This window comes from Pseudomonas sp. IT-P171, assembly GCF_949767765.1.
In the GTDB taxonomy this organism is placed as follows: domain Bacteria; phylum Pseudomonadota; class Gammaproteobacteria; order Pseudomonadales; family Pseudomonadaceae; genus Aquipseudomonas; species Aquipseudomonas fluorescens_B.
The window spans coordinates 729,066-748,151 of record NZ_CATKQN010000011.1 but is presented as its reverse complement, the minus strand read 5'-3'; the positions used below and the strand labels follow the sequence as shown (position 1 = coordinate 748,151).

Sequence of the window (19,086 nt, the reverse complement as noted above, 5' to 3'; positions counted from 1 at the left end):
GGAGCCTGTCATGAGTCATACACAACAACTGGCGCAGTTCCTCGCGGAACTGGAGTACGCCAGCATCCCGGACAGTGTTCTTGATCGCACTGAAGACTTGTTCCTGGACTGGCTCGGTTCGGCGTTTGCCAGCCAGGGCGCGCACCCGATCCCGCTGTTCGAGCGTTATGCGCAAAAGATGGGACCGGCGCACGGTAACGCCAAAATACTGGTCAATGGTCGCGGCACTTCGGCGTATTTTGCGGCCTTGGTCAACGGTGCATCATCGCATCTGGTCGAGCAGGATGACTTGCATAATAGCTCGGTGCTGCATCCGGCGACCGTGGTATTTCCGGCGGTGTTGGCTGCCGCGCAGGAACGCGGCAAATCCGGCCGTGACCTGTTGTTGGCCTCGGTTGCCGGCTATGAGGCCGGCATTCGTATCGGTGAGTTCCTGGGGCGCTCGCACTACCGGATTTTCCACACCACCGCGACCGTCGGTACGCTGGCGTCAGCGGTGGCGGTAGGCAAGCTGCTTGGATTCAACGAGGAGCAGTTCATCAACCTGTTGGGGACGGCAGGCACCCAGGCCGCCGGGTTGTGGGAGTTCTTGCGCGATGCCGCAGACTCCAAGCAACTGCACACGGCCAAAGCCGCTGCTGACGGTTTGCTCGCCGCGTACTTGACTGAAGAAGGTCTATCCGGGGCACGCAATATTCTGGAGGGTGATCAAGGCATGGCTGCAGGCATGTCCAGCGATGCCGATCCGAGCAAATTATCACTGGGCCTGGGCAGTCGTTGGGCATTGCTTGAAACCTCTTTCAAATTCCACGCCTCGTGTCGCCACACCCATCCCGCCGCGGATGCATTGCTGGCCTTGATGCGTGAGCAGAGCCTGACCCACGAGCAGATCGCCAAGGTGGTCACGCATGTCCATCAAGCCGCCATCGACGTGCTGGGCCGAGTCGTCCTGCCAAAAACCGTGCACCAGGCCAAGTTTTCCATGGGCACCGTGCTGGGTTTGATTGCGGTACACGCCAAGGCTGGGCTAACCGAGTTCGACCGGCTGGCGCTGACCGATCCAGAGGTCGCCGCGTTCGCCAAAAACGTCAGCATGGAACTCGACCTGCAAGTCGACCAAGCCTATCCCCAGCGTTGGCTGGGCCGTGTAGAGGTCACCACAACCGATGGTCGCGTTCTCTTTGGCCGCTGCGATGAGCCTAAGGGCGATCCGGGTAACACGTTATCCCGGCCTGAGCTGGAGGAAAAATTCCGCCAGTTACTGGCGTTTTCCGCAGCCCGAACGCTTGAAGACTCTAGCCTTCTGATTGACCGTGTCTGGGCGTTGCGTGAAGCCCAAGACCTGTCCACCTTCGCGGAGTAGCCGTTCATGAGTCAGCACTTTGATAGACCGCGCCCGCTGGACGGCATCACGGTCGTCAGCCTTGAACACGCGATCGCCGCACCCTTTTGCACGCGTCAGCTGGCGGATATGGGCGCGCGCGTGATCAAGGTCGAGCGGCCCAATGTCGGTGATTTTGCACGCGGATATGACACGCGCACCAACGGTCTGGCATCGCACTTCGTATGGTGCAACCGCTCCAAGGAGAGCCTGGCGCTGGACGTGAAAGCGGAAGGCGCCGACAACGTTCTCGACGCGCTACTGGCTAAAGCCGATGTGTTGGTTCAGAACCTTGCGCCAGGCGCAGCGGCGCGGATGGGATTGTCTTTTGAAGCACTGCACGAAAAGTACCCGCAACTGGTCGTCTGCGATATTTCCGGGTACGGGGAGGGCGGTCCCTACTCGGACAAGAAGGCTTATGACTTGTTGATTCAGAGCGAGAGTGGATTTCTGTCGGTTACGGGCGGTGCGGGTCAGGACGAGATGGCAAAGGCCGGGTGTTCAATTGCAGACATTGCGGCGGGTATGTACGCGTACAGCGGTGTTCTGTCGGCGCTCCTGTTGCGTGGACGTACGGGGCAGGGTAGCCGCGTTGACGTCAGCATGCTTGAAAGCCTGGCCGAGTGGATGAGTTTCCCCCTCTATTACGCTTACGACGGTGCGGCACCGCCGCCACGCGCAGGCGCTTCCCACGCAACGATTTACCCCTATGGTCCGTTTCCTGCCGGTGATGGCGGGGCGGTCATGCTGGGCCTGCAAAACGAGCGTGAATGGTCGGCGTTTTGTGATCAGGTTCTGCTGATGCCGACTCTCAAACAGGACGAGCGGTTTTGCGCCAACGTCAAACGCTCGGCTAATCGCAAGGCGCTGCGACAAATCATTATCGACACCTTCGCTGATTTAAACGTAACGCAAATCGTCGAGCGGCTGGATCGTGCGCAAATTGCCAACGCCAACGTCAATGACATGCGTGGGTTGTGGAACCATCCCCAACTCAAGGCGCGCAAACGCTGGGTTGATATCGGCAGTCCGGCAGGCGTGTTGCCGGCTTTGTTGCCACCGGCGAGCAATAGTGCGTTCGAACCGCGCATGGGCGCAGTCCCTGCATTGGGCGAGCACAGTGAAGCCATACTCATTGAGCTCGGGTACACCAGCGACGCAATCGCGAAGATGAAACAGGGAGCGGTTATATGAGCAAGCGAAATGGGCCTGCGATCGTCACCGCACTGTTCGTTCCGGGTAGTCGCCCGGAGCGTTTCGCCAAGGCGCTGGCCAGCGGAGCAGGGCGGGTTATCGTTGATTTTGAGGACGCTGTAGAAGAACCGCTCAAACAACAGGCGCGGCAGAACCTGGCGGAGTTTCTACGCAGTCATTGCCAGGCGCGGGTCATGGTACGCATTAATGCTCCTGATCATGCCGAGCATACTGCCGACATTGAATTTTGTGCCCGGCATCCGGGGGTCATCGGCGTGATTCTGCCCAAAACAGAAAGCGTGGATCAGGTCGAGGCCTTATCCGTTTGCGCAAAACCCGTGTGGCCACTGATCGAAACGGCCCAGGGACTTCTTGCGCTAGAGCAAATCGTTGGCGGCCCCGGGGTGGAACGCTTGAGTTTCGGTGGCCTGGATCTGGCCCTGGATCTGGGCATCAAAGGTACCGAAGGAGGCGCAACGATCATCGACCATGTCCGCTATCAATTGGTATTGCAAAGCGCGGCAGCAGGTTTGGCGGCACCGGTCGATACGGTTTTTCCCGACATCAGTGACCTCGATGGTTTGTCACACGCTGCGCGACGCGCCCGCGGTATGGGCTTTGATGGCTTGCTGTGTATTCATCCTGCACAGGTGGCAGCAGTCCAGCAAGCATTTGCGCCGGTTAGAGAGGAGTTGGCGTGGGCACGCAAAGTCCTGGCCGCGGCTGAACATGAAGGCGGAGCGTTTCGACTTGATGGCCAGATGATCGATGCGCCGGTACTGCGCCGTGCGCGTCAGGTGCTGGCTCATGAAAGGTCGTAAGCGGTTTTGCCTCAGATGCCGAATCGCGCTAACCAGATGGGTGATCGGTCTGGGCCGATTACCGGTCTATGCGTAATGGATAAGCAGAGTTCGATCGAGAATGAACGCGGTTTTCAAACAACGGCCTGCATTGTGCGAAGCTGACATTGTGCAGGCGGCCACGCTCTTGATGCTCGACTGTGGTTACAGTGCAATGTCGATGCGTATGTTGGCCAAGACGCTCGGAGTGCACGCGGGTAGTCTCTACTATCATTTTCCTGGCAAGGTTGAGCTGCTCGAGCAGGTGCTCAGCTCAGTGCTGCAACGGCGGCTCGACGATTGGAAAGTTTGCAAACCCAAGCGTCGGGGCGCGCTGGAAAACCTCAATGCGTTTGTGTTGTTCCATTTACAACGCAGCTCAGCGTTCGCCAATGAAGAACGGTTGTTCGAGCGTGAACTGCGCCACGTCGATGATGGATTGCAAACCCGACTGGTTGCACTTCATGGGCGATACTTGGGGGCGCTCAGCGAAATCATTGTTCAGGGCATTCGGCATGGTCAGTTTCAAGTGTGCAATATCGACCTGACTTCGCAGTGTTTACTGTCGATGATCTCGGGTGTCATCAAAACGGTGGGTTCGGTCAATGCAATGGACCGGTCCGTCACCGAATCCATCGCGATGCTTTGCCGAAGGTTGATGCAGACGCAATAGACGCGCTGATCGTGTTTGCGCCCGTCAAATCACACAAAATGTGATTTGACGGGCGCTTTTCGGCTTACTGGAAAAACGGGAAGTCGGTATAGCCCTTCTCACCGTCGCGTGTATAGAAGGTGCCAGGATGCGCTTCAGCGAGCGGCCAATTGTTTGTCATGCGCTCCACTAAATCTGGATTGGCAATGAAGGGTCTGCCGAAAGCAATCAGGTCTGCCCAGCCTTCATCCAATGCCGCCTGAGCCGAGTTTTGGTCAAAACCACCACACCAGATCAATGTCCCCTGAAAGGCTTTTCGCACCTCGCGCACCAAGTCGTCACTGAGATTCTTTTCGTTAAACTCACTGTCCACCGTGTTGCCTGCAGGTAATGGTTGGTAAACGACATGCAGATAAGCGATCTCACGGCGATTCAACTCGCTGCACAGGTACAGCAATGTTTCTTCAACGAATGGATCAGAAGGCATGCTATTGAATTTTCCGAAGGGGGAAACGCGAACGCCGACCTTGCCGGCCCCCAGTTCCCGAATCGCCAGATCGACCACATCCAGCAGCAGGCGCGTGCGTGTTTGAGGTGTCTGCCCCCCGAACTGATCTGAGCGCTTGTTAAGGGTCGAGTTCATGAACTGATCGAAGAGATAACCATTGGCCCCGTGAATTTCCACACCATCAAACTTGGCAGCCCTTGCGTTCCTGAAAGCGAGGGTGAACTCATCGAGCAGATCTGCGACCTCGTCGGTCTCAATCTTGCGCGGCGTATCCGCGGGAACGAAAACCGCCTTGCCGGTACTGTCGTAGATAAATACTTGGGATTGTGCTGCCCGCTCATCGGTCGCACCACGCGGTGCCTCTCCGTTAGGTAGCATTGTATGATGGGCCATTCTGCCGACATGCCAGATTTGCAGAAAAATCGTTCCGCCGTGGAGATGGACTCGGTCGGTTACCAGGCGCCAACCTTGAGTCTGCTCCGCTGTATAAATGCCGGGGGTGCACGCATAGCCATTGCTAGATGCCGAGACATCTGTAGCTTCCGTAATGATCAGGCCAGCGCTCACTCGTTGCGCATAATAGGCCGCCATCAGCGCATTGGGGACATCCCCGCTGGAGGTGCGCGATCGGGTCATGGGGGCCATGACGATGCGGTTTTTCAGTTTAAGGGGACCTCGTGTATAAGCCTTGAACAAGGAGGACATCTGAATTAACTCCAAAGTGGACTGGAGAACCAGATTAGTTAGCGCTTATTCTCCTATCTACACACCCTTTGGTATGCAAGATTTAATCGCCCTATGACCCTGACAAAATTGCTTCCCCGCCTACCCATCGAGCGTGCCCTTGGAATCATTTCAGGACGCTGGAAAGCCGTCATCATCCATGTGTTGCTGGAGGGTCCCAAGCGGACGTGTGAGATAGAGGCGCAAATTGCCGGCATCTCGCAGAAAGTTTTGATTCAACAGCTCAAGGCGCTGGAAGAACACGGTATTGTTTGGCGAAAAACCTATCCTGAAGAGCCGCAACGCGTCGATTACATGCTGACGCCATTGGGGTTGAGTCTTCAGCCGCTGATTTCGTCGCTTCAGGAATGGGGCCAGCAGCACGCGAATGAACAGGGGGATGCCCATCGACTATTATCGTGCGATGCGGTCGTGCGTTCGCTTGATGGCCAGCGGTAGTGCGAGTCTGCCGCTAACTGGAGGTTGAAGGGTGGGAGCAGTTGGCTCCCTCCCCATCGTTCATCAAACTTGAGGAGAGCATCATGCTGTTCCATGTGAAAATGACCGTGAATTTGCCATTCGACATGCCCCCTGAACTCGCCTCCCAGCTCAAGGCTGATGAGGTAGCCTTGGCGAAGCGCCTGCAACAACAAGGGAAGTGGCGTCACCTGTGGCGCATCGCCGGGCACTACGCCAATTACAGCATCTTTGACGTTGACAGCGTGCAGGAACTGCACGACTTGTTGATGCAACTGCCGTTACATCCCTATATGGCAATTGAGGTGGATGCGATCTGCCGGCACCCCGCATCCATTCATGAAGATGATCGCTAGGCTGATGCTGTTCGTGAGTGAGCGTCAAGGCCCATGGTCCTTCTCAACGCGGGCAGTCTCATGAGGGACTCGTCAGTCAGACGCTATCGTCGCGGCCCTCGTGCCGTCCGGCTTCGACGTCTTGCGTACCTGAATCAACAACATCAACACGAGAACGACGTTGACTAGCGCAAGGCCACCCAGGACTATCATGGTCACCGTTGCGCCATAACGCTGCTGCAAGTACCCGCCTGCCAAAGGTGTCAATGCTTGCGCAATCAATGTAGGGCGAGCGATTCGGCCCAGTATGATCGGGTAGATGCGCGCACCGAAAAGCGCCAGGGGCAGAGTGCCGCGAACTATGGAACGAATGCCGCTACCTGCGCCGTAGAGCACGATGCCTACGGCTGCCATCGTAGGAGACATAATCACGCACAGCAGACCCAGTGCGACGAGCACCGAAGAGCCTAACGCGCTCCAGATCGGGTGAGTTTGCTTGCCGATGAACAGGTCGATGGCGCGGGCACCCACTTGGCTGGGGCCGAGCAATGCGGCAATACCCAGGGCTGCAGGGAGCGAGATGCCTTGCGCTTGTAGTATCGCGATCAGTTGCACCGAAATGGCGGTCATGATCACCGAGGCCAGGATGAAGCCCGCGGTCAGTAGCTTGAACATTCTTTCCTGCGCCACGCTCGATAGCGCATGTTCGATGCCTGAGTGCACCTTTGGTGTTTGCACGGCGGGGACGTGCTTGGGAAACACCCACAGGTAGATCGGCAGCACCATCAGCGCAAGTCCAGCGCTGTACACCAGACAGGTTTCCCGCCAGCCGAGGTGCTCGATGAGGATGGCAATCAGTGGCCAGACAATGGTGGTGCAGAAACCCGAAATCAGCGTGATCCGGGTGATCGCACTGCGCGCATTGTCTCCATAGAGTTGCCCCAGCGCGGCAAACAAAGGGTCGTAAAGTCCAACCGCCATACCGATACCAATCACCACCCAGGCCAGAACGAAACAAGGCAGGTTGGGGGCGCTGGCGAGCAAGAACAGGCCCAATGCGATGATGAGGCCACTGCTTGCAAGGACCAGTCGACCACCGATCCTGGCGATCCCGCGGCCGACCATCGGTGCCAGCAGCCCAGAAATTAAAATGCCTAGCGACAGTGAGCCGTACACCCATTGCTGTGACCAGCCCGTGTCCTTGACCACCGGGCCTGCAAGCATCGCCATCAAAAAAAATGAACCACCCCAGACCATAATCTGTGCGATAGCCAACAAAACGGAAGCAACAACCGTTGGTTTTGGGTGCGTGTCGGTCACTGAAATCCTCGAAGGGTATGAATGGAGTGATCGGGCATTCGTGATCCTATTTTTGCCGCTGGATAGTTCCCTTCGCCAGCCTGAAAAAGTGCGGGCAGCGTCCGCAAAAATGCACATCCGTCCCTGTGCACGGGTTCAGTTATCAAAGCAGGATGCGAGAAAACTCATTACCGCCTGCACAGCCGGGGTATAGCGGATGTCGCTATGGACCACTAGCCACACATCCCGCGCAAAATCCGCTCCCACGGTCTCCATCGCTTGCAGGCCGTAGTGGCGACCCAGGAAGTAGGGCAGTGCGGCAACACCGGCGCCTGCTTGAGCGCAGGTGGCCTGGATATTCAGGTCATTGCTGCGCAGCAGGATAGGACGATCACCCGCTTGCGCCTGGAGCCAGTCCTGCTGTGGTGTTTGTTCCATCGTCTCGTCGTAGGCGATGAAAGTCAGGTCCTGCGCGGCGGTGTTGGCCAAATAGTCCGCCGAGCCATAGAGGTGGAACGGCAACGTCGCAACCTTGCGGGCCACCAGGTCCGGCTCTGTGGGGCGGCTCAGTCGCACAGCTATATCCGCCTCCCGTCGTGATAAGGAAGCGCTGCCCAGGCTACCGATCAATTGCAGGGACAGCTGCGGATGTTTCATGCGCAATTCATTGATGCGGGGCGCGATCAGGGTACAGGCGAGCGCTGGCGGGGCACTGACGATGACTTCGCCGGTATAGCTTTCCTGCCCGGCCAACGCGGTCCGCTGCACCGCGAAGGATTCGCTTTCCATGCGTCGCCCCAGCTGAGCGATACGTTCCCCGTCTTCGGTGATCACGTACGAGCGAGGGCGGCGGTCCACCAGTTTGAGGTTAAGCGAGCCCTCGAGGGCGCTGATGCGGCGCGCCACGGTGGCATGGTCGACCTTGAGCTTGCGTGCCGCCGCCGATAAAGAGTGTTCATGGGCGAAGACAATGAAATAGCGAAGATCCTCCCAGTCAAACATGGGCGTTTTCTCATATGACAGGTGAATAAATGGGGAATTTTTCCCCGTCGACGGGTCTGCAAGAATCTTTCAACACCTGACAAACAGGTGCAAAGAGCCCCGCGTGCTGCCGGGTTTTCATCGCACGACTTGACGAGGAAAAAGCCATGTCTAAATCAACGCCTCTCGCGTATGCCGGCATCGTGGGTGCCACATTTTTCTGGGGCACCAACTTCAACGCGGGTGCCTACATCATCAAGAGCATGGCACCCATCAGCGCTTCCATTGAGCGCTTTTCGATTTCTACCCTGTTACTCGTACTGATTTTCGGTCTGGCCGGCAAGTTGCGCCTGAGTACGCTGAAGAACAATCTGGTGGCTTTTATCGGCCTGGGCCTGCTTGGATTCACGGCGTTCAACCTCGCGACATTCTTTGGCCTGCAAAGCACCACCCCCATCAACGGCGCATTGATCCTGGCGACCACGCCGCTCTGGACCATGCTTTTTGCAGTTCTGCTTGAGGGCGATCGCATTGATCGCGGGCGTGCCATAGGTCTCGTATTGGGCTTGCTGGGCGTCGGCCTGGTGATCACCCGAGGGGATATCCAGGTGCTTCTGGGGCTGAAAGTGGCCACCGGTGATGCGATCATTCTGGCCGGCAGCATTGCATGGGCTGCGAACATGGTCGGCACACGGCGCTTTGTCAAAAATGCAACGCCGCTGGAAACAACAACCTTCTCGATGTTGTTCGGTGTCATTGGCCTGATTGTGCTGGGATTCATCTATGAGGCTCCGGTTGCCAGCATCAGTACCGCCTCGCTGTCCATTCATGGTGCAGTCATCTACCTGGCGGTCTGCGGCTCGTTGATTGCGTACTTGCTGTGGTTCAAAGGCATCCACGCCATTGGCGCCGCACGCACGTCGATCTTTTTCAATCTGGCCCCAGTGTTCACCATGCTGGTTTCCTCGGTGTTGGGTGTAGCACCCAATGTCTGGCAACTGCTTGGCGCTGGCGGCGTCATTCTGGGCGTAGTGTTTGCCTCGGGTCTGGTGTTCAGGCCGACACAACCTGACCCGTTAGCCGCTGCTCCCAGCCCGCGCTGAGCTCCGCGAGGATCGCAGGCAAGCGGGCGGCTGACATGATGCTATCCGGGTTTGATATCCAGCCGTTTGAACCTTGAAGCCAACGTCGTGGGTTTCAGCCCAAGAAGTTCAGCGGCTCCACCTTTGCCAAACAATCTGCCGTCAGCGGCCTTGAGCGCAGCCTGCATGTTGTTGCGCTCCAGTTCGCGCAACTGGGCATCGGTCATGATCGTGGGGGAGACGCTGGAGGGTTGAGTCAGCAGAGGACTGTGTTTGTTCTCTTCGGGCAGATCGAGCGTCAGGTCTACGCCGATTGAAGTGATCAGCGCACGCTCAATGACGTTTTGCAGCTCGCGGATATTGCCCGGCCAGGAGTAGCGCTGCAGGCGCTCGATATCCAGGTTGCGCAGTCGACGCCCAGGCATGTTTAGCCGCTTTGCGGTTTGTTTAAGGAAGTGCGCAGCGAGCGGCGCGATGTCCATGGGACGATCGCGAAGTGCGGGAGACTGGATCGGGAATACGTTAAGACGAAAATACAAGTCTTCGCGAAAACGCTTGTCCGCCACTTCCAGACGCAAGTCCCGATTGGTGGCAGCAATGATCCGGACATCGACCTTGCGCGTGCGCTCCTCGCCGACCCGTTCGAATTGGCCTTCCTGCAAAACCCGCAGCAGCTTGCTTTGCAGCTCCAGGGGGATTTCGCCAATCTCGTCGAGAAACAGCGTGCCGCCATCAGCCAGTTCGAAGCGCCCGACGCGATCGCGCACAGCACCGGTAAAGGCGCCACGGATATGTCCGAAGAATTCGCTTTCAAACAGCTCGGTGGGAATTGCCGCGCAGTTGACCCGGATCAGCGGACTTGCGTTGCGACGGCTGGCCTGATGAATCGCACGAGCGATCAATTCCTTACCCGTGCCCGACTCGCCGTTGATCAGTACGCTGGCATCGGTAGGGGCAACCACGTCGATCTGCTTGATGATTTTTAGAATGGGGGCGCTCTGGCCAACGATTTCGCGGAAGTTGTGCTCGATATGAATCTCTTCCTGCAAGTAGGCGTTTTGCTCTTCCAGCCGTTTTTTCAGTACCTGCAGTTCATCAAGCGCACTTTGCAGTTGGTTTTCGGTATTGCGCCGTTCGGTAATATCCCGAAAAACCACCACGGCCCCGACGATTCGGCCATCGGAAATCACTGGAGTACTGGTGAACTCCACCGGGAACGAACTGCCATCGCGGCGCCAGAAGATCTCCTGGCGTCCTTCATGAACCACACCATCACGCACCGCCTTGTAGATCGGACAGCTCTCGACCGGGTAATGGCTGCCGTCGGCATGGGTGTGGTGGTGTATGCGGTGGATGTTCTTGCCGATCATGTCCTTGGGTTCCCAACCCAGCATCCGAGCCCCGGCCGGATTGACAAAAGTAGCCAGGCCCTCTGTGTTGATGCTGTAGATACCGTCCCCCACCGAACTGAGCAGTAACTGGTTATCACGCTCCGATTCCTGGAACAGGTTGAGGATATTGCGCCACTCGATCAGCCCGCCGCGCATGGTGCGCTCAGTGTGGGCCTGGTCACGCTGGTATTGCTCATGGCTCAGTTCTCGCAGTACCAGGATAAGCTGCTGCTGGCCCTTGATCTGCAAGGTTGTGGCAGAAATCGTCAATTCGATGCGCTCACCGGTCTTGCAGTTGCAACTCAGTTCTTCAGTCCAGCCGCGACCTTTGTCCATGACGGCTTGGGTAAACACGATCAAGTCCGCCAACTGATGACCGAACAGTTTGCTCACAGGCAGATCAAGCAGTTCCTGACGCGGGTAACCGAGCAACTTGCAGGTTGCGATGTTCAGGTCCACCAAGCGGTCGGAGAAGGGGTTGAGCAGGGCAATGGCTTCGGCGCAATGCTCGAAAACCATATGTCGTGAAGAGTAGGCCAGGTCGGCCCAGCCAGTGATGGAGTCGGTTTCGTTCATGGGTACGACATCTCGTGGCGTTACGAATTTTCGTATATCTACGGGAGTTCGGGGTTCATTGATAGCATCAGATGAGCCGTAAAAAACCATCGCAGATTGATGTGATGAGCGCCAGCGGTGAAAGGTCAGGTGCTAGTTGTTTGAGGTAAAACAGGCAGAGCAACCGTTTAAAAAAAAGATATCAGATAGGGCGCGCCTACCGGGCAGGTTCAGTTGAGTCTGATCCTGTTTTTATACGAGATCTGAATCTGTAATGAATATCAGCGCAAGCGCAGCCTTGGGCAAAGTGATCGCCCGTCGTTGAGTACCGAGCAAATTGCGGTGCGTGAAGACAAATCCCCTGACGACGCCCTCAGGGGGCTGGCTGGTATGAGCGTGCAGTATGGGCGCTTGGCGATTGAGCCCCGGCCGCTGTTTCGGCGCCGCTGAATCCTGCCGCATTCCGTGCGCGGCTTTGAACAGATTGTTGCTCGACAAGGCTCATCAACTGATTGGCGATTTCGAGCACATCGTCTCCTGGGCCGAAGACGGCACGCACACCCTGCTGGGTGAGTGAGGCGATGTCCGATTGCGCAATGATCCCGCCCAGCACGACGGGAACGTCGATGCGCTGGCGATGCAGCTGTAGGAGCAGGTCGCAGAGTATTTCGTTGTGCGCACCTGCAAGGCTGGAAAATCCGATCAGATCGACCGGCCCATCGGCGTTCATGGAGGCCAGCAGTTCGGCTGGACTCTGGAACAGTGGCAGCATCGTGACCCGAAATCCTGCTTCGACGAGCACTGAGGCGATCAAGCGGATCCCGCGATCATGGCCATCCTGGCCGAGTTTTCCGAGCAGTACCTGTGGCGGCCGGCCATGCTGTGTCGAAAAGCGTGAAGTACGTACACAAAGTGCCGACCAACCAGGTAATTGGCCGCGCAGGGCACCATAGCCGCGGGGTAGAAAAGCAGGTGCCTGACGGTGACGAGGCCAGGCTTTCTCCAGTGCCTTCGTACACTCACCTACGGTCGCTCTGACGCTGATCGCGGCAATGCCGAGTTCCAGCAGATTGCCCTGACCGTTCCGTGCGCAATGGGTGAGCGCCTGAAGGTGCGCCTGTACCGCCGCCTCGTCTCGCCTGATACGCAATTGCGTGAGTCGCTGGTTCTGACGCTGACGCACCGCGCAGCTGTCCACCGGATAGGCCGTATGGAGGGCTTGCGATGTCGGGCTGGCTGTCCGTTCTCCGACCCGTCGTAGCGCTCCGGTATCGAGCCGCGCTTGTGTCTGCACTGCCTGGGCATGGATCATCGTGCTGATCGAGCCATTATTGATCGCCGCGACCACGCCGCCTTCGCTGTCTATGCGTGCAATACACGCGCGAACCTCGCGGCACACTGACGCGGTCAAGGACTCCATCATGTAGGAGCCGGCCCAAGGGTCAATGACATCGGTCAGACCGGTTTCTTCTTGCAGGACTTGTTGGGTGTTGCTTGCCAGCCTTGCCGAACTTGCGCTGGGCAGTGCGAGGGCTTCATCCCAGGCATTGGTGTGCAGTGACTGGGTGCCGCCAAATACTGCGGCCATGGCCTGTGCGGTCGTGCGCACGACATTGTTCATCGGGTCCTGTGCGCATAACGTCCAGCCGGAGGTTTGGCAATGCATGCGCATGGCCCTGGCGCTCGGCTTGTCGGCCCCCATCTGTTCGCTGATCTCATTCCATAAAACACGCGCAGCCCGTAGCTTTGCCACCTCCGTAAAGAAGTCGTTGCCGACACCAAAGAAGAAGCTCATTCGCGCGCAAAAGGCGTTGATATCCAGCCCTCTAAGTCGCACCTGCTCGACATAGGTTCGCGCGTTGAGGAGGGTCAGTGCCAATTCGAGTATTGGATCGGCGCCGGCTTCCTGGAAGTGATAGCCGGACACTGAAATGGGGTTGAAACGTGGCATGTGCCGGGCGAGGTATTCGATGACATCGGTGCAGATCCGCAGCGAAGGTTCGGGCGCAAAGATATAAGTGTTGCGCACCATGAACTCTTTGAGAATGTCGTTCTGGATGGTACCGCTCAGTTGCTCCCTGGCGATGCCGCGCTCCTGGGCGGCCACGATAAAGGCTGCCAGAACTGGAAGAACCGCGCCGTTCATTGTCATCGACACGGAAACCCGGTCCAGTGCAATGCCGTCGAACAATTCAAGCATGTCCTCGACACTGTCGATGGCCACGCCGGCCTTGCCGACGTCGGCGCTGCAGTGAGTGTCGTCAGAATCGTAACCACGATGGGTCGGCAGATCGAATGCAACGGACAGTCCCTGGGCCCCCTCGGCGAGGCTTTGGCGTAAACGCTGATTGGACAACCGGGCGTCGGCAAAACCGCTGTATTGACGGATCGTCCAGGGTTTGTGGGTGTACATGCTGGCGTAGGGGCCGCGCAGATAAGGCGGCTTGCCCGGATCGCTATCCAGATGTTCGATGCCGGCAAGATCGCAGGGTCGGTAAAGCGCTTTGAGTTGCAGGCCGGGGGCGCGGTACAACGGAGAACGAGTCATGGCCTTGTGCACTCCCGAAGCCAGGTTTTCTCGGTAAAGACATCGGCAAGCTTGTAGCCATCGGACTGGCGAAAAACCTCGCACCAATGCCGTGAATGTTGGCCAGCTTCTGCGGTATGCAGATGAACGTGAACGCTGTCGCCAATGTTGAGGTTGCCGTGGAAGTGGATTTCACGTTGCCTTACCAAACCTGGGCGGCGCAGCCCCAGTACGCTCCACTCGGCGCGCTCGACCAGCGCCTGGAAGTTGGCAAAGTAAAGAAATTCGGCGCCATTGAAGTCGACGTCGGGGCAAGGGGTGAATGAGAAGACCGATGTTGCTGATGACGCGGCACGGCTGATCTCGAAGTGCTTGAGCCAGTCGCCTTTACGCAGCTGTTTGCCGAACGCATGCAAGGTTTGCAGGGAGGTGGGGAGGGTGGCCTCAATCGGTGCTGTGCCCCTGAGGCTGGCTTTGGCGACGCTACGGTTGTCCCCCGGCGTATGGCGGCTGACAAAGGCCGACATCAGGCTGATTTCTGCGACGCAACGCTGGCCGAGCATTAGCCGATGTTCGCTGTAATGCCGGGTTTGGCCCGCCCGGCCGAGTTTTGTTTCTATCCTGAACGAGCGATTCTCGGTGATCGCCTGCAACTGCAGCCCCTGGCTTTTGACCAGGGTGAAGGCGGCATAGGCTGTGCGCCCCTGTGCGTCGACAAAATCGGGGAGTGGTCGGTCGTAGAGTCCGGCGAGCGCCAGCCAGTGCTGGTGACCGCATTCCTTGAGCAGCCAGTTTTCGGACAAGCCGGTGTACGCCAGATTGGGCATGCTGGCGAGGTAAGTCTGTTCGAGGCTGACGTTATGCATGCGAAACCCCTGACGTCGGCCCGCGCAGGGCCGACGGATAAATGCCAGTCGAAAGGTCAGCGGCAAGCAGCGAGATGCTCGACCACGAACTGCGCATCGCGCGCCACCCCGGAAAACCGCCCCGAGCCCCAAGTGTGTAGCCATGGCAAACCGAGGAAGTACAGGCCCTTCCGGGCAGTCACGCCGCGTTGATGGCCGGGATAGCTGCGGCCGTTGAATACGGGGACGTCGACCCAGGTAAAGTCCGGCTGGAAGCCGATGCACCAGATGATGCTGGTGATGCCCGAGCCTGCCAGGTTCAGATCGGTGGTTTCCTGCCCGGGCGTCCACAGTGGCTCATAGACCGTGCCGGCGGGGGCCTCAATACCTTTTTCCGCAATGTACTTGTCGATGCTCGCATTGATTCGGTTGTACACGGCATCCGCTGCGTCGAGGTTGGTGCCAAGATCAGGGGCGAACTTCAGGGTGGTGCCGTCCAGGCTTTCCAGGCGGCCGAACAGTTGCATGCCTTCGCTGGCGAAGCGGCGCAGGTCAATGTCACGCCCGCCGTCACGGCCGGTGACGTAATGGTTAGTGTTGTCGCGTACGCCCTCGCGCAGAGGGTGCACATCAACACCGATGTCGTAGTAGCCCATCTCGGCCAGCCAGTCGACCACGTCTTTGCCGCGGTGAAAGCGCGCGCAGCGCGGCGCATCGCCTACTGCAAGGAAGACTTTGCGGCCGGCCAGGTGCAGGTCTTCGGCGATTTGCGCGCCGGACTGCCCAGAGCCGACCACCAGGACTGCACCCTCTGGCAGCGCATCGGGGTTGCGGTACTGTTCGGAGTGGATTTGCTTGATCTCGGCTGGCAGGCGTTCGGCCAGGCGCGGAATGATCGGGGTGTGGTAGCCGCCGCTGGCGACGATGACCTGGTCGGCGCTGAAGTCGCCTGCACTGGTGTTGAGCAGGTAACCGCCTTCTGCGCGGGCGCTCATGCGCTGTACGGTCACGCCCTCACGCACCGGGGCGTTGACCTTGGCGATGAATCCGTCCAGGTAGCGGATGATCTGATCCTTTTTCATGAACCCGTGCGGGTCGTCACCGGCATAGGGATAGCCGGGCAGGGCGCATTGCCAGTTGGGAGTCACCAGGCAAAAGGCGTCCCAGCGCTGGTTGCGCCAGGTGTGGGTCAGGGTGTGCTTTTCCAGCACCAGGTGGTCGATGTCTTGCTGTTGCAGGTAGTAACTGGCAGAAAGGCCTGCCTGGCCGCCGCCGACGACGATCGCTTTGTAGTGATTCATGCTGTGGTCCTCTGAGAAGTCGTGATTCAAATGTCGGAAAATCCGGCGTAGTTAACCTGCCCGGCGCCCTGGTTCTTGATTTCCAGTACCTCGACCTGCGCCTCGCGCGCATTGAACTTGCTCGCGCTCAGGCGCAGGCTGCCGAGCGTGTCCATCGCAGCGCTGCAATAAAAACCCTTGACCTGCCTGACCCGTTCGGAGGCGTTGTTGAGGCCGGTTTCCGCCCGGCGCAGAAATTCGTCGAGGGGATAGCTTTGACCCGCTTGCAGGTAGTCGTAGATGGTGGTGGACGGCGAGTAGGCGTTGCTCTCCTGGCCATCGGGCCAGCGCAAGCGGATGTTGACGGCGGGCATGTCAGTGCTCCTTGATCAGGTTGGGGTAGCTGAAACCGGTAAAGGGCTGTCGTCGCAAGTTCCAGAATTCGTCGTGCTGGTTGGCCAGTTGTACGTCGAGGCTGGCGCTGTCGTTGATCGTGCCGATTGGCGCGCAGTGCAAACCTTCAAAGGCGAAGGCCGCCTGCACAGTGGCCAGGTCTTCTGGCTTGAGGGTCAACAGGAAGCCGAAGCTGGGGAAGGCTTGCAGCCAGCGTTCCAAAGGCGCATCCCCAGGTCGGGGCAGGGCGCCGAGATCGACTCGCGCGCCACATCCTGTCGGCTCCAGCAACATCAGCAAGGAACCAAGAATCCCCGCGTTGCTGATGTCCTTGGCGGCCAGCAACAGGCCTGCCTCGGCCAGGCGCGGAATGACTTCGAGCTTTTCCCGCAATCGTTCGCCGGGCACACCTTCGAACGCTTTCCAGTACGGCGCCTGGCCGTGCCATTGGCCGTTGAGGTCCACGACCATGGCCAGGGCCTGACCGGGCGCGACATGAAGGCTCGAGAGCAGGCTCCGGGCCCAGCCAGTGATCGCCACGGCGAGTGCCGTCGGATTGTCCGGGGTGAGGCTGGTGTGACCGCCCGCGAGGATCAGGCCATAGGCATTGCAGGCGTCGCGAATGCCGGCGAGCACGCTGTCGGCTGCTTCGACATCGTGATGCCAATAGGCATTGACCACTGCCGTGGCGCGACCGCCCATGGCGGTAATATCACTGACGTTGGCCATGACAGACGACCAACCGGCGAACCACGGCGCCTGGGCGACAAAGTTCGGCAGCATGCCCTCGATGGCGAGCAGTTGGTATTGGTCGCCACAACGGATGGCTGCGGTGTCGTCACCGGGTAACGCGTAGCGCGCATCGTCGCTGCACGTCAACGCTTGCATGAATCGCGCTGGTTGCTGGATGGCTTGTTTGGAACGCATTGCTGGCGTGTTCTTCAATGCTGCCAACAGGGTGTGCAGATCAGTCCCCATGACGGCGGCTCCGGCGAGGCGTCAAGGCAACCTGACGCCGCATGAAGGGATAGCAATCAAGGTCTGCCTGCATCAGCATGTGGGGCTGGCCAAGCAGCTCGATTGCCTCAAGCGTCTGCCAGTGCAAGCCATGGAAATACTGCTGGTTGGCAACCTGCACGGTGGCCAGGAAGGTCTGGCAGCCCAGGTCGATAGCCCGCGATACCGCTTCGTTGACGAGGGCTTTGCCGATCATGCCGTGGCGGCGGTAGGCCCGCTCCACGCACAGGCGACCGCCGAACCAGACACCGGGCTCGGTCTGGTAGATCCGCACGGCGCCAATCACTTGTTCCGGCATGCCGCAGTGGTGGGCGATGGCAACAATGGGAATGGCCTGAAAGTCGCGTTCGTCCTTGTCTTTCTCCAGCAAACGTTGTTCTTCGCAGAACACTGTGCGGCGCAGTGCGTAATATCCGCTGCGCTCCCAGGTTTCACTGGCTGGCTTGACGAGCAAATCGTCGGCGAGAAAATCCCGGAACGTGTCTTCGCTCAAGGCAAATGCGTGTTCGGCCATGGTCAGGCTCCTGTCACTCGTAATGTTTCAGGGCCGAGCAGGCGCCGCATTTGGCGCAGCCGGCGTTGATGTTGTCCGAATGCAGCCCATGCCGGCGCAAGCTCGCACCGATACGCGGATAGAGCCGTTGCATAAAGGCGCTGTCGGGTTTTGGGTGGTGGGCCAGTGGAGTGCCGTCGATGGGCACGAAGGGCACCACGAAGGGGTATACGCCCATGCGTGCGAGCCTTTCGCACATGTTGGCGATGGCCTCCTCGCTGTCGCCAAGTCCGGCGAGGATGTAGGTGCTGACCTGGCCATGGCCGAAGACCTTGACCGCGGCCTCGAAGGCGCTGAAGTAGCGTTGCAACGGGACTTCGGCCTTGCCCGGCATGATCCGCCGGCGAACTTCGTCGGTGACTGCCTCCAGGTGCATGCCCAGCGAGACCACGCCGCTGTCCTTGAGACGCTCGAACCAGACATCGTCGTCTGGCGGCTCGCATTGGGCTTGGATGGGAAGGTCGACCGCGGCCGTTACGGCCGCCGCCGATTCGCAAAGGATTGCCGCACCACGGTCGGGCGTCTGCGGCGTGCCAGTGGTCATCACCATGTGCTTGACGCCGTCCAGCTCGACCGCCGCTTTTGCGACCGCTGCCAATTGTGCAGGGCGCTTGCGGGCAATGGTTTTGCCCGACGTCAGGGACTGGTCGATGGCGCAGAACTGGCAGGAAGTGGCCGCTTCGTTCATGCGGATGCAGTGTTGCAGCACGGTTGTGGCCAACACGTCCTTGCTGTGCAACGTGGCGATCTTCCAGTACGGCGTACCGTCTTCGGTGCTCAAACTGTAGAAATTCGGCACGCCCGGCAGTTGTACCTGGCCAACCTGCAAGCCTTCGCGAAAGATCAGCGCCTGGCCGCCGGTGGCGTCAGGTTCGGCAGAGTAGGGCGAGTCCAGGGAGGCGCGGTTGAGCATCGGCACCATGGCGGTGTGCGCGCCCAGGCTCAGCGCCTTGTGGTCCGACGGGCCCGCTCCGCCCTTGCGGCTCAGACCTTCGGCGCCTTGCCAGCGAACGCCATGGCATTGCAGTTGGGCCAGCAGATCGCTGGCAATCAT

At 58.9% G+C, this 19,086-nt stretch carries 18 protein-coding genes and 1 pseudogene; 8 read left to right on the top strand and 11 right to left on the bottom strand.

Annotation, left to right across the window (positions count from 1 at the left end):
* The first annotated feature begins 10 nt into the window (after positions 1-10).
* The 4 genes from ACM6I5_RS11850 (at position 11) to ACM6I5_RS11835 (ending at position 4,087) form a co-directional block, all read left to right on the top strand.
* Entirely contained in the window at positions 11-1,363 is a 1,353-nt protein-coding gene (locus ACM6I5_RS11850; RefSeq protein WP_017338944.1) for an MmgE/PrpD family protein, read from the top strand.
* Between the two features lie 6 nt (positions 1,364-1,369).
* Positions 1,370-2,575 (top strand): CaiB/BaiF CoA transferase family protein, encoded by a 1,206-nt coding sequence (locus ACM6I5_RS11845; protein ID WP_414883885.1) that lies wholly within the window; start codon positions 1,370-1,372, stop codon positions 2,573-2,575.
* A complete protein-coding gene (locus tag ACM6I5_RS11840) occupies positions 2,572-3,396 on the top strand; it encodes an HpcH/HpaI aldolase/citrate lyase family protein (protein ID WP_017338942.1) in 825 nt (274 codons plus the stop codon). The genes ACM6I5_RS11845 and ACM6I5_RS11840 overlap by 4 nt, the downstream gene beginning before the upstream one ends.
* Before the next feature lie 100 nt (positions 3,397-3,496).
* The gene (locus ACM6I5_RS11835) at positions 3,497-4,087 is read left to right on the top strand and encodes a TetR/AcrR family transcriptional regulator (RefSeq protein ID WP_017338941.1); all 591 of its coding nucleotides are present in this window, start codon (positions 3,497-3,499) and stop codon (positions 4,085-4,087) included.
* Between the two features lie 64 nt (positions 4,088-4,151).
* Here ACM6I5_RS11835 and ACM6I5_RS11830 read toward each other — a convergent pair whose 3' ends face one another.
* A complete protein-coding gene (locus ACM6I5_RS11830; protein WP_414883883.1) occupies positions 4,152-5,279 on the bottom strand; it encodes an alkene reductase in 1,128 nt (375 codons plus the stop codon).
* A gap of 93 nt (positions 5,280-5,372) precedes the next feature.
* Between ACM6I5_RS11830 and ACM6I5_RS11825 the strand changes: the two genes are divergently transcribed.
* Entirely contained in the window at positions 5,373-5,756 is a 384-nt protein-coding gene (locus tag ACM6I5_RS11825; protein WP_017338939.1) for a winged helix-turn-helix transcriptional regulator, read from the top strand.
* A gap of 83 nt (positions 5,757-5,839) precedes the next feature.
* Positions 5,840-6,130: a muconolactone Delta-isomerase gene (gene catC, locus ACM6I5_RS11820; protein WP_017338938.1), complete on the top strand. Its 291-nt coding sequence runs from the start codon at positions 5,840-5,842 to the stop codon at positions 6,128-6,130.
* A gap of 72 nt (positions 6,131-6,202) precedes the next feature.
* Here the strand turns inward: catC and ACM6I5_RS11815 are convergent, their stop codons facing one another.
* Entirely contained in the window at positions 6,203-7,378 is a 1,176-nt protein-coding gene (locus ACM6I5_RS11815; RefSeq protein WP_414883970.1) for an MFS transporter, read from the bottom strand.
* 186 nt (positions 7,379-7,564) lie between these two features.
* On the bottom strand, positions 7,565-8,410 hold the full coding sequence (locus ACM6I5_RS11810) for a LysR family transcriptional regulator (protein ID WP_017338936.1): 846 nt from the start codon (positions 8,408-8,410) through the stop codon (positions 7,565-7,567).
* 146 nt (positions 8,411-8,556) lie between these two features.
* Here ACM6I5_RS11810 and ACM6I5_RS11805 point away from each other — a divergent pair, with 146 nt between their 5' ends.
* Positions 8,557-9,492 carry a DMT family transporter gene (locus ACM6I5_RS11805; RefSeq protein WP_017338935.1) on the top strand — a complete coding sequence of 312 codons (936 nt, stop codon included), beginning with the start codon at positions 8,557-8,559 and terminating at the stop codon, positions 9,490-9,492.
* A gap of 41 nt (positions 9,493-9,533) precedes the next feature.
* Here the strand turns inward: ACM6I5_RS11805 and ACM6I5_RS11800 are convergent, their stop codons facing one another.
* Positions 9,534-11,438 (bottom strand): sigma 54-interacting transcriptional regulator, encoded by a 1,905-nt coding sequence (locus ACM6I5_RS11800; protein ID WP_017338934.1) that lies wholly within the window; start codon positions 11,436-11,438, stop codon positions 9,534-9,536.
* A gap of 270 nt (positions 11,439-11,708) precedes the next feature.
* Here ACM6I5_RS11800 and ACM6I5_RS11795 point away from each other — a divergent pair.
* Positions 11,709-11,867, top strand: a pseudogene (locus ACM6I5_RS11795) (oxidoreductase); the annotation flags it as partial.
* Here the strand turns inward: ACM6I5_RS11795 and scpA are convergent.
* The 7 genes from scpA to ACM6I5_RS11760 form a co-directional block, all read right to left on the bottom strand.
* Positions 11,791-13,965, bottom strand: a complete 2,175-nt coding sequence (gene scpA, locus ACM6I5_RS11790; protein WP_414883882.1) for a methylmalonyl-CoA mutase — start codon at positions 13,963-13,965, stop codon at positions 11,791-11,793. The pseudogene ACM6I5_RS11795 and the gene scpA overlap by 77 nt on opposite strands.
* Positions 13,962-14,771: a Pnap_2097 family protein gene (locus tag ACM6I5_RS11785; protein WP_238588290.1), complete on the bottom strand. Its 810-nt coding sequence runs from the start codon at positions 14,769-14,771 to the stop codon at positions 13,962-13,964. The genes scpA and ACM6I5_RS11785 overlap by 4 nt, the downstream gene beginning before the upstream one ends.
* A 95-nt stretch (positions 14,772-14,866) precedes the next feature.
* Positions 14,867-16,090, bottom strand: coding sequence for an MSMEG_0569 family flavin-dependent oxidoreductase (locus tag ACM6I5_RS11780; protein ID WP_017338931.1), 1,224 nt, complete (start codon positions 16,088-16,090; stop codon positions 14,867-14,869).
* A gap of 26 nt (positions 16,091-16,116) precedes the next feature.
* Positions 16,117-16,443: an MSMEG_0570 family nitrogen starvation response protein gene (locus ACM6I5_RS11775; protein ID WP_017338930.1), complete on the bottom strand. Its 327-nt coding sequence runs from the start codon at positions 16,441-16,443 to the stop codon at positions 16,117-16,119.
* Between the two features lies 1 nt (position 16,444).
* On the bottom strand, positions 16,445-17,440 hold the full coding sequence (locus tag ACM6I5_RS11770; protein ID WP_414883881.1) for a sll0787 family AIR synthase-like protein: 996 nt from the start codon (positions 17,438-17,440) through the stop codon (positions 16,445-16,447).
* Positions 17,430-17,993, bottom strand: a complete 564-nt coding sequence (locus ACM6I5_RS11765; RefSeq protein WP_414883880.1) for an MSMEG_0567/Sll0786 family nitrogen starvation N-acetyltransferase — start codon at positions 17,991-17,993, stop codon at positions 17,430-17,432. Before ACM6I5_RS11765 ends, ACM6I5_RS11770 begins: the two co-directional genes overlap by 11 nt.
* Before the next feature lie 13 nt (positions 17,994-18,006).
* Positions 18,007-19,086 (bottom strand): MSMEG_0568 family radical SAM protein, encoded by a 1,080-nt coding sequence (locus ACM6I5_RS11760; RefSeq protein ID WP_414883969.1) that lies wholly within the window; start codon positions 19,084-19,086, stop codon positions 18,007-18,009.